This is a genomic window from Streptomyces sp. NPDC045701, assembly GCF_056432045.1.
In genome coordinates this window covers 145424-159078 of record NZ_JBWKJV010000013.1, presented here as the reverse complement: position 1 = coordinate 159078, position 13655 = coordinate 145424, and the positions used below count along the sequence as shown (strand labels likewise).

The 13655-nt window shown below is 72.7% G+C and carries 11 protein-coding genes; 3 read left to right on the top strand and 8 right to left on the bottom strand.

What is annotated here, in order from left to right; genetic code table 11:
- Positions 1–82: 82 nt before the first annotated feature.
- The 6 genes from AC07DW_RS17165 to AC07DW_RS17140 all read right to left on the bottom strand — a co-directional run bounded on the left by AC07DW_RS17165 (position 83) and on the right by AC07DW_RS17140 (position 7065).
- A complete protein-coding gene (locus tag AC07DW_RS17165) occupies positions 83–1273 on the bottom strand; it encodes an alpha/beta hydrolase (RefSeq protein ID WP_478858466.1) in 1191 nt (396 codons plus the stop codon).
- A 328-nt stretch (positions 1274–1601) separates the two neighbouring features.
- Positions 1602–2279 (bottom strand): response regulator, encoded by a 678-nt coding sequence (locus AC07DW_RS17160; RefSeq protein ID WP_478858465.1) that lies wholly within the window; start codon positions 2277–2279, stop codon positions 1602–1604.
- Entirely contained in the window at positions 2276–3574 is a 1299-nt protein-coding gene (locus AC07DW_RS17155; RefSeq protein WP_478858464.1) for a histidine kinase, read from the bottom strand. The genes AC07DW_RS17160 and AC07DW_RS17155 overlap by 4 nt, the downstream gene beginning before the upstream one ends.
- Positions 3575–3753: 179 nt before the next feature.
- A complete protein-coding gene (locus AC07DW_RS17150) occupies positions 3754–4623 on the bottom strand; it encodes a DUF4429 domain-containing protein (protein ID WP_478858463.1) in 870 nt (289 codons plus the stop codon).
- Between the two features lie 85 nt (positions 4624–4708).
- Positions 4709–5920, bottom strand: a complete 1212-nt coding sequence (locus AC07DW_RS17145) for an alpha/beta hydrolase (protein WP_478858462.1) — start codon at positions 5918–5920, stop codon at positions 4709–4711.
- A gap of 470 nt (positions 5921–6390) precedes the next feature.
- Entirely contained in the window at positions 6391–7065 is a 675-nt protein-coding gene (locus AC07DW_RS17140; protein ID WP_478858461.1) for a TetR/AcrR family transcriptional regulator, read from the bottom strand.
- 116 nt (positions 7066–7181) lie between these two features.
- On the opposite strand from AC07DW_RS17140, the gene AC07DW_RS17135 reads away from it, so the two are divergent.
- The 3 genes from AC07DW_RS17135 (at position 7182) to AC07DW_RS17125 (ending at position 9741) form a co-directional block, all read left to right on the top strand.
- Positions 7182–8792, top strand: coding sequence for an MFS transporter (locus AC07DW_RS17135; protein ID WP_478858460.1), 1611 nt, complete (start codon positions 7182–7184; stop codon positions 8790–8792).
- Between the two features lie 228 nt (positions 8793–9020).
- Positions 9021–9413: a peptidase inhibitor family I36 protein gene (locus tag AC07DW_RS17130; protein WP_478858459.1), complete on the top strand. Its 393-nt coding sequence runs from the start codon at positions 9021–9023 to the stop codon at positions 9411–9413.
- 19 nt (positions 9414–9432) lie between these two features.
- On the top strand, positions 9433–9741 hold the full coding sequence (locus AC07DW_RS17125; protein ID WP_478858458.1) for a small hydrophobic protein: 309 nt from the start codon (positions 9433–9435) through the stop codon (positions 9739–9741).
- Positions 9742–9893: 152 nt separating this feature from the next.
- Here the strand turns inward: AC07DW_RS17125 and AC07DW_RS17120 are convergent, their stop codons facing one another.
- Together AC07DW_RS17120 and aceE are read right to left on the bottom strand one after the other, a co-directional pair.
- Complete coding sequence (locus tag AC07DW_RS17120) at positions 9894–10691, bottom strand: potassium channel family protein (RefSeq protein ID WP_478858457.1); 798 nt, start codon at positions 10689–10691, stop codon at positions 9894–9896.
- 52 nt (positions 10692–10743) lie between these two features.
- Positions 10744–13476 (bottom strand): pyruvate dehydrogenase (acetyl-transferring), homodimeric type, encoded by a 2733-nt coding sequence (gene aceE, locus AC07DW_RS17115; RefSeq protein ID WP_478858456.1) that lies wholly within the window; start codon positions 13474–13476, stop codon positions 10744–10746.
- Positions 13477–13655 lie beyond the last annotated feature (179 nt).

Genomic DNA, 13655 nt, shown 5'->3' with positions numbered 1-13655 from the left:
GGGTCGACGTCCTGTGGGCCATGCTGCGTGACAAGAGGCTGTTCACCTCCGCCCCGCCGGTCACGCAGGCGGCTTGACACGATCATTGAGATTCTCCCCGGGCGATGGCGGCGAAGGTACGGAGGGACTCGGTGCCCGGCGCGAAGTAGCCGGTGTGGCCGGGGGCGTCGGCGGCGGGCACCGCTCGGGCGCCGAACTCGGCGGAGGCCGGGTCGGTGCCGTGCCCGAGCCCGAGAAGCTGGACGTTCGGCACCCTGGAGATCCAGTCGGACGGGTCCTTGGCGGCCCACACCCGGGCGCCGGTACCCAGGTCGGCGACGGTGTCGGCGCGCAGGCCGGGGGAGCCGAGGACCACGAGGTCGCGAACGCGCAGGTGCGGGGCGGCCAGGCCGCAGACCACGGAGCCGTAGCTGTGGCAGAACACGGCGGGCTCCGGGGCGCCCCCGGCGGCGAGCCCGTCGACGAGGCGCGCCAGCCGTACGGCACCGGCCTCGGCGAGCCCGCCCGTGGCGGCGTCGAGGCCCACCCCGACGGGCGTCGTGTACCCCGCCCACGCGATGACGGCGGTGCCCGGCGCCGCGGTCCGCAGCTGCCTCGCCATCCCGGCGGGCGTGCCGTACGGGTCGGTGGGGCGGTCGTACGTCCCGGCGTCGATGTCCGAGCCGGGCACCACGACGGCGACGTGGCGGCTGCGCGTCAGGTCCCCGTACACCTCGGCGACCTGGCCCCGGCCGCGCGGGTCGAAGGCGAGGACCTGCCGCCCGGCGAGGTGTGCGAAGCGGGCGTCCTTCCGCAGGGCGGTCGCGTTCGCCTGGTAGCGCAGTTCGACCGGAGCGCCGTCGAGGTTGCCGACGACGGAAGGGTGCCGGTGCGCGAGGTCCTGCCGCCGGCCGTTCGTCAGGGTGCGGAAGAACGCGGCGATCTCGCGGGGCGTCGCGCTCGCCGGGTCGGGCAGGGCGCGCCCCAGCGAGGTGTCGGCCCGCCATTCCCGGCTGCCCGGTGGCGGCCCCGTCACCGGCCGCTGGCCGCTCCCGGCGGCCCAGCCGGCGGTCGCCGCGACCACGGCGGTCGTGAGGGCGAGGGCGGTCAGGGTCCGTTTCCAGCGGGTCGGCCGGCGGCTGCCCCGGCCGGCCCGATCGGTGCTGCCCGTGGTGCGTACGCGGTCGGTGGCGTCCGTGGTGCGCACCTGGTCGGTGCTGCCCCTGGTGCCCACGTGGTCGCTGTCGCCCGCGTGGCCCCTGCTGTCGGCGTGGCCCCTCGTCCAGCGGCGCATGACGCCCCCCTCTGCTTCCCTCGTCCGGTGCGGCGAGAGGAAGGTAGGAGGGCGGCCTCCGGCAGGACGTCACCCCGCGGGGCCAAGTGCGGGGTGCTACCGGGGTAGGGGGTGTACGAGGCCGGCCGGGGCGGGCCGTACCCGGAACGGGCGACGCCGGTCCCGGCCAGGGTTTGTCGTGTGGACCACGCCGCGGACGCGTGGTCCGGCACGCACGTCTGCGGCGTCGTCGTCGGTCGCCAATGCTCCGCGGTGGCTCCCTCCTCCGCCTTGCGATCCACGGCACCAGACGCCGCTCACGGATCCGGCCTGATCGACAAGACAACCCCTAGGCGTCCCCCGGGGTGACCACACCCGACTCGTACGCGAAGATCACCGCCTGTGCCCGGTCGCGGAGGTCCAGCTTGGCCAGCACCCGGCCGATGTGGGTCTTCACCGTCTGCTCGGCGAGCACCAGGCGGCCCGCGATCTCCTGGTTCGACAGGCCGCGGGCGATCAGCTCCAGGACCTCCGTCTCGCGGGGCGTCAGACCCTTCAGGCGCAGTGAACGGTCCCTGCGCGGGGCCGGACGGGAGGCCGCGAAGTCGGCGATCAGCCGGCGCGTCACGGACGGGGCCAGCAGCGCCTCGCCCGCCGCCACCACCCGTACCGCGCCGATCAGGTCCGCCGGCGGTGCGTCCTTCAGCAGGAACCCGGAGGCTCCGGCGCGCAGCGCCTCGTACACATAGTCGTCCACGTCGAAGGTGGTGAGCATCAGCACCCTCGGCAGGTGCACGACCCCCGGCGGCGGCGACAGGATCTCCCGCGCCGCCGCGAGTCCGTCCATCTCCGGCATCCGGACGTCCATCAGCACCACGTCCGGGTGGGTGGAGCGGGCCACCGCGACGCCTTCCCGGCCGTCCGGCGCCTCGCCCACCACGTCGATGTCCGGCTGTGCCGACAGCAGCGCGGCGAACCCCGCGCGCACCATGGCCTGGTCGTCGACGATGATCACGCGGATGGTCACGCGGGTTCCTCCGGGGCGGGGGCGGGGGCGGGAGCGAGGGGGAGGCAGGCCGCGACGCGGAAGCCGCCGTCCGGCAGCGGCCCGGTGTCGAGCGTGCCGCCGGTCAACCGTACGCGCTCCCGCATGCCGATCAGGCCGTGCCCCGTACCCGACGTCTCCAGCGGCGAACCGGCCCTCTCCGCGGGCCCGTTGACGACCAGCACGGTCAGCCGGCCGTCGTCCGCGGACACCGACACCCGCGTCCTGGCGCCCGGCGCGTGCCGCACCACGTTCGCGAGCGCCTCCTGCACGATCCGGTACGCGGACAGGTCCACCGCCTGCGGTACGGGACCGAGCTCGGCCGGCATCGACAACTCGGCCGGCACCCCCGCCCGTACCGTCGCCTCCACCAGCTGCTGCGCCCGCTCCAGCCCCGGCTGCGGGGCCCGTTCACCCTCCGCGCCCTCGCTGCGCAGCACCGTGAGCAGCCGCCGCATCTCGGCGAGGGACTCCCGCGCCGACGCCGCGATCGAGGAGAACTCCTCACGCGCCGCCTCGGGCAGTCCCTCGATCCGGTACGGCGCCGAGTCCGCCTGCACCGTGATCACCGACATGTGGTGGGCCACCACGTCGTGCAACTCCCGCGCGATGCGCGCCCGTTCCTCCAGCAGCGTGCGCCGGGCGCGCTCGGCCTCGCTGATCGTCTCCTGCTCCATCAGCCGCCGCTGCGCGTCGCCGCGTTCCCGGAGCGACGCGGTGAGCAGCAGCACGGCCCCGCTGAGGATGAACAGCAGCAGGTGGATGCCGTCGCTGCGGGTCTGCGAGATCAGCTCGAAGAGGAACCCCGCCGCGCCGGTGGCCAGCCACACGCCCAGCAGCGTCCGGCGCGGCTCGCGCAGCCCCACGGCCACCATCAGCGCCAGGTAGCCGACCACGATCATCGGCGTCCACGGCCACGACCGGCCGGCCACGCCGTCGGCGCCGAGCAGGAACAGCGCGCCCAGCACGTCGGCGGCGACCACGATCCACCACGCCTGCAACGGCCGGGCCACGGCCAGCAGCAACGGCACGGTCTGGGCGGTCGCCAGGGCGCCGGCGACGGCGCCGTTCACCTGGTAGTCGTCGACGAGCACGGTGACGGTGACCGGCAGCAGCGAGGCGACGAACCCGAAGGCGACGACGTACGGCAGCCGCCGCAGCCACGGCGAGGCCGCCCGCGCGAGCAACGGCTCCCCGCCCTCGGCCGGAGTGGCGACGGCGAGCCCCAGGGCGCGGACGGAGGCGCTCAGCCGGGGAAGCGGGGTAGTGGTGCGCATGACCCGCCAGCCTAGGCACCAGCCGCCGCGCGGACGTCATACCGGGGTGCCGGTTCCGTCCTGGTACCGGGGTACGACACCGGCGCCCCGCCGGCGGCCGGTGACCGCCGGCCGGTGGCCGGTGACCGCCCGCCGGTGGCCCTCCCCGCCGGGTGGTCCCGCTCCTGCGCGCCGCCGGGTCACAGCTCCGCGAGCAGTTGGGCCTTCTTCGCCGCGAACTCCTCGTCCGTCACCAGCCCGGCCTGGTACAGCTCGCCCAGGTGACGTATCCGCTCCGCGATCACCGCGGGGTCCCGTCCGGCCGTCACCGCGGCGTGCACCGGTACGGGCGCCGCGGCGCCCGCGTCCCGGACCGCCGCGAGCACCGCCGCCGCGAACGGCAGCGACTCGTGCACCGGCCCGTAGCCGAGCCCGAACACGACCGCCGCCGGGTCCTGGTCCGCCTGCGCCGGCTGGACGTCGCCCGCGTGGCCGCGCCGCACCAGCCGCAGGTACCCGTCGAACAGGTCGGGCGAGCGCCACTCGACGCCGCTCAGCTCCCGTACCGCGAAGGTCTGGTCGCCCGCCTTCCACTTGGCTGACGAGGCACCGGTCCAGAACCAGCGGAACGCGACCTGACCGCCGTCGAAGGTCGCCTTGCCGTCGTACGCCTTGAACTGCAGCGGCGCCTCGGGGGCCGTGACCAGGAACCGCTCGGCGGGCTCCGCGGCCTCGGGCGCCAGCCGGGCCCGCAACTCGTCCGCGTAGTACTCGGCGAGGGTTTCGCGGTCGGCCGGCAGCACCAGCCGGTAGGGGTCGCAGGCGTCCTTGAGCTGACCCGCGGCCGCCTCCATCAGCGGATCGGCGCCCGCTCTCGGCGCCGCGTGCAGCACCACCGTGCCGCGTCTGCCCGGGGAGAGGGTCACCGATGCCAGCGCCTCGTGCGGGATACGACGCTCGCGCAGCGCCTGGTAGAGCTTCGGTGCGCGGATCCCCCGTTCGAAGCGGATGAGCACGGCGTCCGGTTCGAACTCCCAGGTGGCATGAATGCCGGCCAGCACATCACCCATGCGCCTCATCGTATGCGGCGCACGCCCGCGCGTCGCCCCCGGAGACTTACGAGCTTGGACGGGGCCCGGCGGGGCTCTACGCGCGTCAGAGCGCGCTCGTACCGGAGATTCCGCTGTTGCAGGTCTCCCGGTCGCCCGCGCAGCTCACGGAACGGTATGAGCCGACGCCTATCTCGGCGAAGTTGCGCAGGCTCTCGGTGCCCGGCTCGAAGTACCCGGCGTGCCCGACCGCGCCCGCCGCCGACAGCACCCGCGCCCCGAACTCCGGCGCCACCGGATCGGCGCCGTGGCCCAGTCCGCCGACGTCCAGGTAGGGCACCTCGGCGATCCAGTCGTCGGCGTCGCGCATGGCCCACACGTGCGCGCCGGTGCCGAGCCCGGCGGCGCTCCCGGCCCGCATCCCGGGGCTTCCCGCCACCGCGACGTCGGCCACCCGGGCGGGCAGCCGGCGGGCGGCGACGCCGCACACCACGGAGCCGTAGCTGTGGCAGAACAGCGCCACCCTGGAGTCGCCGGGCAGCGCGGAGGTGAGGGAGACCAGCCGGGCCGCGCCGGTCTCGGCGAGCCTGCCGGTCGCCGCGTCCATACCGACGCCCGCCGGCGCCGTGTAGTCGGCCCAGGCGATGACGGCGGTACGGGTGCCGGGCGCGGCGGCGCGTTCGGCGGCGTACAGGGACTCGGCCATCCCGACGGGCGCCGAGTACTTGCGGGCCGTCTTCTGGAACGTCAGCAGGTTGGTGTCGACCCCCGGTACGACCACCGAGACGTGCCGCGCCCGGTCGAGGTCGCCGAAGACCTCGGCGACGCGGCCCTTGCCGGACGGGTCGAAGGCGAGGATCTGCCGGCCCTCCCGCATCAGGGCGGCGAACCGGTGCGTGCGGCGGACGGCCTCGCGGTGGCCGTCGGGCGACAGCCGCCGGTCCTCCACCCGCGCCCGCTCGGCGTCCAGCGCGGCCCGCAGCGCGAGCCGGTTCGCCCGGTAGCGGAGGGTGACGGGGGCGCCGTCGAGATTGCCGACGACGAGCGGGTGGTCGGCGGCGAGCCGGTCGCGCTGACGCGGGGTCAGGGAGCGGAAGAAGGCGGCCAGCTCGGCGGGTGGTGACGCGGGGTCGGGCAGCTCGCGCGTGCCCGTCCGGTCGTCCCGCCACGCGGCGAGCGCGGCCTCGCGCGCCTGCTCAGGGCCGCGTTGGGGGCGTATCGCGGTCCAGCCCGTGGTCATGAGGAGGACGAAGACCACAGCCAGGGCGAGCAACGCGCGCCGCACCGGGGGCATGGGGGAGGGGTCGAAGGAAGTCACTGCGGGACACCCTAGGAGACCCGCGAGGGGCCCCGCGACGAGGGTGACGTACCTCACGCGTGGAACGGTCGAATCGGGGAAGCGCGGTTACTCCCCGTACGCGCCCCGGCGCATGCCCCCGGCGTGCGGCCGGAGGTCGCGAACGTGAACAGCGGTCGTCATCCGGAACCCGGAGGCGGAAGCGGGGGACGTGCGGAGCGCGCACCGGAACGCGGTGGGGGCGTCGATGGGCGGCCCGGTGGCCGTGGCGGAGCGCGCCCGGCGGCCGGTCGGGCGGTCGCGGACGTGAACGGCCGGGGGGCGCGGGGCGTACGGACGCCCGGCGCTCACGCGTACGCCTCCGCGTGCGCGTAACCCGTACGGCACGGGCGTGTGTGTGACGGTGCGGCGTGTGCCGTGCGCGGCGGCACGCGCGCGGTGGTGCGCCGTGTGCCGTTCGGAGTTGCCCGGTGCGCGGACCGGCGTGCGGGTCAGGCGTGGGCGCCGGTTCGCCAGTCCGCGGCGAGCGCGGGCTCCAGGTGGTCCAGGTATGCCTCGGTGAGGGTGCGCATCGATTCCAGGGACGGGTCGTCGCCCCGGCCCCACAGCTGGCCGGTCATCCGCATGACGCCGCTGAACGCGGCGACGGCCACGCGCGGGCGCGGGTCGGCGTCCGCGTCCAGGCCCTCGCGGTCGGCGATCAGCCGGGCGATGTTCTCCTCCATCTCGATGGAACGCCGCAGGTGTACGGCGAGGAGCGCGGGCGTCGACTCGATCACCTGGAAGGTGCGCAGGTACAGCTCGATGGGGACGAGTTCCATGATGGCCTCACCGATGGTGTCCCACGCGGAGAGGACGGCGTTGCGCATCGCCTGCAACGGCGCCTCGTGGGCGGGTCGTTCCCGCAGGGCGGTGACGAAGTGCCGCTCGACCATGTGCTGGACGGCGAAGGCGGCCTCTTCCTTGCTGGCGAAGTAACGGAAGAAGGTGCGCTGCGACACGTCGACGGCGTCGACGATCTCGTCGACCGTCGTCTCCTCGTACCCCCGGGTCGTGAAGAGCTCCAGCGCGGCGCGCAGCAAGGCGTCACGGGTGCGCTGCTTCTTGAGTTCGCGCAGTCCGGCGGGGGCCGGCGTCCGGGGGGCGGTCGGCTGCTCGGCCGTCACTTCATGGTCCTCTTTCTGCCATTTCCGGCTGCTCAGGCTACCTGTGAGGGACGCGACAGTTACCGGCGTATGAAATGCTTTGTCAATTGTCAGTGACTGACACTAGCCTCGACGGTATGACTAGTCAGACCACCATCGATACGTCGCCGCAGGGCCAGGACCCCGTACCGGCCCCGGCCAAAGGGCTGCGCGGCCACCCTTGGCTGACGCTGTTCGCCGTGGCGGTCGGCGTGATGATGGTCGCGCTCGACGGCACCATCGTCGCGATCGCCAACCCCGCGATCCAGCGGGACCTCGGCGCGTCGCTCGCCGACGTCCAGTGGATCACCAACGGCTATCTGCTGGCCCTCGCCGTCGCGCTGATCACGGCCGGCAAGCTCGGTGACCGGTTCGGCCACCGCCAGACCTTCCTCATAGGCATCGCGGGCTTCGCCGCCGCGTCCGCCGCGATCGGCCTGTCGGACTCGATCACACTCGTGATCGCCTTCCGCGTCCTCCAGGGGCTGTTCGGCGCGCTCCTGATGCCGGCCGCCCTCGGCCTGCTGCGCGCCACCTTCCCGGCCGAGAAGCTGAACATGGCGATCGGCATCTGGGGCATGGTCATCGGCGCCTCCACCGCGGGCGGCCCGATCCTCGGCGGCGTGCTCGTCGAGCACGTCAGCTGGCAGTCGGTGTTCTTCATCAACGTGCCGGTCGGTGTCCTGGCCCTCGTTATGGGCCTGGTGATCCTGAAGGACCACCGCGCGAAGAACGCGCCGCGCTCGTTCGACCTGCCCGGCATCGTGCTGCTGTCCGCCGCGATGGCGTCCCTGATCTGGGGCATCATCAAGGCCGGGGAGAGCTGGGGCTGGGGCAGCGCCAGCACCTGGGCGTTCCTCGGCGGCGCGGTCGTCCTGTTCACGGTGTTCGCCGTCTGGGAGACGAAGGTCAGGGAGCCGCTCATCCCGCTGGGCATGTTCCGCTCCGTACCGCTCTCCGCCGGTACCGTCCTCATGGTGCTGATGGCCTTCGCCTTCATGGGCGGGCTGTTCTTCGTCACCTTCTACCTACAGGGCGTCAAGGGTCTCAGCCCGGTCGACAGCGGCCTGCACCTGCTGCCCCTGACGGCCATGATGATCGTCTCCTCGCCGCTGGCGGGCGCGCTCATCACCAAGTTCGGACCGCGCGTCCCGCTGGTGGGCGGCATGGTCTGCACGGCGATCGCCATGTTCGGCATGATCAGCCTGACCGAGGGCACCGGCACGCTGGCGATGTCCCTGTGGTTCGCCCTCCTGGGCCTCGGTCTGGCTCCCGTGATGGTGGGCGCCACCGAGGTCATCGTCGGCAACGCCCCGCTGGAGCTCTCCGGTGTGGCCGGTGGCCTCCAGCAGGCCGCCATGCAGGTCGGCGGCGCACTCGGGACGGCCGTGCTGGGCGCGGTCATGTCCTCCAAGGTGAGCGCCGAGTTCGCGGACAACTGGCGGGACGCCGGGATCCCGGTCCCGGTCGACCCCCGCCTGGAGCAGGCGGCCGAGTTCGGCACCGTCCCGGCGGAGCTGGCGAAGGCGCCCGGCATGACGCCGGACCTGGCCTCGAAGATCGGTGGTGTCATCCACGACACCTTCATGTCCGGGATGGGCCTGGCCTTCACGGTCGCGGGTGTCGTGGCGGTCGTCGCGGCGCTGGTGGCCATGCTCACCAAGCGCGGCGAGAACGCGGACGCCGGCGCGGGCGGCGCCCACATCTGACGTAGGTCCGGGCGGACGCGCGGTCGTGGATCCGACGGCGTGCGCGTGGACGAGCGGGGCCCCGTGGCTGCGGCTGCGGGGCCCCGCTCGTCGCGCTGCGTCACCCTTCCGGGTGGATCCACCCAGGAACTCTTCCCCAGAGAGTCACTCAGCGTCACGATGGATGTGCGTGATCGTCACGCGACCGATGCTGCGACCACGTTCCAACGACGCTCCACGGGGGTTCTCATGCGTTCCACGACCGTCCTCACCACCGCCGTCACCACCGCCCTCACCGCCGGCGCACTCGCCGCCGGTCTCCTCGGAGGCGCCGCGCCCGTGGCGGCGGCACCGCCCCGGCTCGGACCCTGCGAGACGGGGCAGTTGTGCCTGTGGGCCAAGGAGAGGTTCCGGGGCGCGAGGCACACCCACGAGCTGACCGACGTCGACATCGAGGCGTGCGTCCCCCTGCCCGCCGGGACGACGGCCGCCGCGCTCGCCAACCGCACCGGACGACCCGTCACCACCTACCAGTCCGCCGAGTGCGCGGAGACCGGCGAGTTCGAGACGTATCCGGGCGGCGGCACCTGGGTCCCTCAATCTCCTTACCGGGTACGGGCTTTCAAGGTGTGGGAGTCCTGAAGCGGGGCACTCGGGGGCCATGGGCAGTTTCGGGTACACCTCGCGCTCGCGCAGGAGCCCCCGATCACGCGGCCGCAGGTGGTCGCGGACCGGGCCGGATCGCGCGACGCTCGGAATCGTCGGGCTGGTCTGCGCGGTCGCCGGGTTCTTCGTCCTGGGCATCATCCTCGGCCCGGCGGCGATCGTCTGCGGCTGGCTCGGCATGGGCCGGCGCTGGGCGAGCGATCGCCTCCCGGCGCTGATCGCGTTCGTCCTCGGGGCGATCGACACCGTCCTGGCCCTCGTCCGGCTGGCCGGTGTCGGCACCCTGGGCGACGGAACGCTCTAGCCGTCCCGTACGACAGGCCTGCGCGCCCCTCGGGGCAAGGGCTCACCCCTCGCCCCGGCGCGCCGTGGGCCCTCGTGCCCGCGTCCCGACGCACGCGGCACACCCGCCCGTCCTCCGGGTGGACGCGCCCCCCCGGCCGTGCACGGGAGTTCCTAACCGGTCCTCTCCGTGGTGGCCCGGGCGGGCGCGCCGGGCGGCACGGGTGCGGTTGGCACGGCGGGCTGGACGGGCACGGCCGGGACGCCGCCCGACAGCCGGGCGACCTCCACCCGCAGCTCCCTGACCTCCCGCGTCAGCGTCTCCAGCAGGGCGCTCTGCCGCCGCTCCTGCTCGTCGTCCCGCTCGAAGCGGGAGATGAACCAGGCCGCGATGTTCGCCGTCACGACACCCAGCAGCGCGATGCCGGACAGCATCAGGCCCACGGCGAGGAGCCGCCCCAGCCCGGTGGTCGGCGCGTGGTCGCCGTACCCCACGGTCGTCATCGTCGTGAACGACCACCACACCGCGTCACCCAGCGTCTTGATGTTCCCGCCCGGGGCGTCCCGCTCCACGTGCAGCACCGCGAGAGAACCGAACATCAGCAGGCCCGCCACCGACCCGGCCACATAGGTGGTGAGCGTGACCTGCGAGGCCATCCGGGCCCGCCGGCCCACCAGGAGCAGCGTCGACACCAGCCGCAGCAGCCGCAGCGGCTGGACCAGCGGCAGCAGCACCGCCAGCAGATCCAGCGGATGGCCGCGCACGAAGTGCCACCGCGACGGGGCCAGCACCAGCCGTACCGCGTAGTCCAGGGCGAACGCGCCCCAGACCACCCACTCCACGACCGTGCACAGCGAGTGCACCCACGCCTCGGCGTCGGGCGCGACTATCGGCACCGCGTACGCGACGCCGAAGGCCAGGGCGAGAGCGAGGAGCGGCGTCTGGGTACGGGCTTCCCAGCGTTCGTTCATGCCGGGAATGGTAGGCGGGTGCGGGGGGCCGGAGCCCCCCGCGTGAGAAGCGTTACGCGTCGCCGCCGGCGGCGCCCGGATCGGCCGCCGAGACGTCCAGCAGCTGGTAGCGGTCCACGGCCTGCTTCAGCACCGAGCGGTCCACCTTGCCCTCCCGGGCCAGCTCCGTCAGTACCGCCAGCACGATCGACTGGGCGTCGATGTGGAAGTACCGCCGGGCAGCGCCCCGGGTGTCGGCGAAGCCGAAGCCGTCCGCGCCCAGAGAGGTGTAGGTGCCGGGCACCCAGCGCGCGATCTGGTCGGGAACCGACCGCATCCAGTCGGAGACGGCCACGAACGGCCCCTCCGCGCCGGACAGCTTCCGCGTCACATACGGGACGCGCTGCTCCTCCTCCGGGTGGAGCAGGTTGTGCTCGTCCACCGTCACGGCGTCGCGGCGCAGCTCGTTCCAGGAGGTGGCCGACCAGACGTCGGCGCGGACGTTCCACTCCTCGGCGAGGATCCGCTGAGCCTCCAGCGCCCACGGCACGGCCACGCCGGACGCCATGATCTGCGCCGGGATCGAGCCCTCGCGGCCGGTGCTGAACCGGTACAGGCCCTTGAGGATGCCGTCCACGTCGACGTCCGCCGGCTCGGCCGGGTGCTGGATCGGCTCGTTGTAGACGGTGAGGTAGTAGAAGACGTCCTCGGCGTTCTCGCCGTACATCCGGCGCAGGCCGTCCTTGACGATGTGCGCGATCTCGAAGCCGAAGGCCGGGTCGTACGCGACACAGGCCGGGTTCGTCGAGGCGAGCAGCTGCGAGTGGCCGTCCGCGTGCTGCAGACCCTCACCGGTCAGCGTCGTGCGCCCGGCGGTGGCGCCCAGCACGAAACCGCGCGCCAGCTGGTCGGCCATCTGCCAGAACTGGTCGCCGGTCCGCTGGAAGCCGAACATCGAATAGAACACGTACACCGGGATCAGCGGCTCGCCGTGCGTGGCGTACGCCGACCCGGCCGCGATCAGGGACGCCGTGCAGCCCGCCTCGGAGATGCCGTCGTGCAGCATCTGGCCGGTCGGGGACTCCTTGTACGCCAGCAGCAGCTCGCGGTCCACGGCCTCGTACTGCTGACCCAGCGGGTTGTAGATCTTGGCGCTCGGGAAGAACGAGTCCATACCGAAGGTGCGGTACTCGTCGGGCGCGATCAGCACGAACCGCTTGCCGATCTCCTTGTCCCGCATCAGGTCCTTCAGCAGCCGCACGAACGCCATCGTCGTGGCGATCGACTGCTGCCCCGAACCCTTCTTGACCGCCGCGTACGTCTTCTCGTCCGGCAGCGTCAGGGGCTCGGCCCGCACGACCCGGGTCGGGACGTACCCGCCCAGCGCCTTGCGGCGGTCGTGCATGTACTGGATCTCCTCCGAGTCCCGGCCAGGGTGGTAGTACGGCGGGACGCCGCTCTCCAGCTGCTGGTCGGTGATCGGGATGTGCAGCCGGTCGCGGAAGCGCTTCAGGTCGTCGACCGTCAGCTTCTTCATCTGGTGCGTCGCGTTGCGGCCCTCGAAGTTCGGGCCGAGCGTCCAGCCCTTGACCGTCTGCGCGAGGATCACGGTCGGCTGGCCCTTGTGCTCCACGGCCGCCTTGTACGCCGCGAAGATCTTCTTGTGGTCGTGACCGCCTCGGCCCAGGTGCAGGATCTGGTCGTCGGTCATGCCCTCGACCATGGCGCGCAGCCGGTGGTCGTCACCGAAGAAGTGCTCACGGATGTAAGCGCCGGTCTCCGTCGCGTACGTCTGGAACTGTCCGTCCGGCGTGGTGTTCAGCTTGTTGACCAGGATCCCGTCGCGGTCCTGGGCCAGCAGCGGGTCCCAGGAGCGGTCCCACACCAACTTGATCACGTTCCAGCCGGCGCCGCGGAACTGCGACTCCAGCTCCTGGACGATCTTGCCGTTGCCGCGCACCGGGCCGTCGAGCCGCTGGAGGTTGCAGTTGACGACGAACGTCAGGTTGTCGAGACCCTCGCGGGCCGCGATGGAGAGCTGGCCCAGCGACTCCGGCTCGTCCATCTCGCCGTCGCCCAGGAACGCCCACACGTGCGACTTGGAGGTGTCGGCGATGCCGCGCGCCTCCATGTAGCGGTTCATGCGCGCCTGGTAGATCGCGCCGATCGGCCCGAGGCCCATCGAGACGGTCGGGAACTCCCAGAAGTCCGGCATCAGCCGGGGGTGCGGGTAGGACGACAGCCCGTTGGGGAACTTCGACTTCTCCTGGCGGAAGGCGTCGAGCTGCGCCTCGGTCAGCCGGTCCAGGAGGAACGCGCGCGCGTAGACACCGGGCGACGCGTGGCCCTGGAAGAAGATCTGGTCGCCGCCGTCGCCCTCGTCCTTGCCGCGGAAGAAGTGGTTGAAGCCCACGTCGTAGAGGGAGGCCGAGGAGGCGAACGTGGCGATGTGGCCACCGACGCCGATACCGGGGCGCTGCGCGCGCGACACCATCACGGCGGCGTTCCAGCGCGTGGCGTTGAGGACCTTGCGCTCGATCTCCTCGTTGCCGGGGAAGAACGGCTCGTCCTTGGTCGCGATGGTGTTCACGTAGTCCGTGCTGCGCATCTCGGGCACGGCCACGCGCTTCTCACGGGCCCGCTCGATCAGGCGGAGCATCAGGTAACGGGCCCGCTCACGGCCGCGCTCGTCCACGGCGGCATCGAGGGAGTCGAGCCATTCCTGGGTCTCTTCGGGATCGAAATCCGGGACCTGGCTGGGAAGGCCGCCAATGATGATCGGGTTGCGATCGGATCCGGAAGCCACGCTGTTCCTTCTGGTCGGTGGAGCCTACGGGGAGTGAAGTGTCAGGCTGTGCTGTCGCGCCGCCACCATCGTGTACCCCATGGGCCTAAACGTCATCTTTACCGAGGGGTAACCCCCACGGGTCGCCGTATCCGGGCCGCGGTCACCGGAAGGCGCTGGTCAAATCGCAACCTTACGCC

Bases quoted from the DNA above. Each gene is read 5' to 3' on its own strand.
- AC07DW_RS17155 (WP_478858464.1), bottom strand. From the start codon at position 3,574: ATGCGCACCACTACCCCGCTTCCCCGGCTGAGCGCCTCCGTCCGCGCC.
- AC07DW_RS17165 (WP_478858466.1), bottom strand. From the start codon at position 1,273: ATGCGCCGCTGGACGAGGGGCCACGCCGACAGCAGGGGCCACGCGGGC.
- AC07DW_RS17150 (WP_478858463.1), bottom strand. From the start codon at position 4,623: ATGGGTGATGTGCTGGCCGGCATTCATGCCACCTGGGAGTTCGAACCG.
- AC07DW_RS17125 (WP_478858458.1), top strand. From the start codon at position 9,433: ATGGGCAGTTTCGGGTACACCTCGCGCTCGCGCAGGAGCCCCCGATCA.
- AC07DW_RS17135 (WP_478858460.1), top strand. From the start codon at position 7,182: ATGACTAGTCAGACCACCATCGATACGTCGCCGCAGGGCCAGGACCCC.
- AC07DW_RS17120 (WP_478858457.1), bottom strand. From the start codon at position 10,691: ATGAACGAACGCTGGGAAGCCCGTACCCAGACGCCGCTCCTCGCTCTC.
- AC07DW_RS17130 (WP_478858459.1), top strand. From the start codon at position 9,021: ATGCGTTCCACGACCGTCCTCACCACCGCCGTCACCACCGCCCTCACC.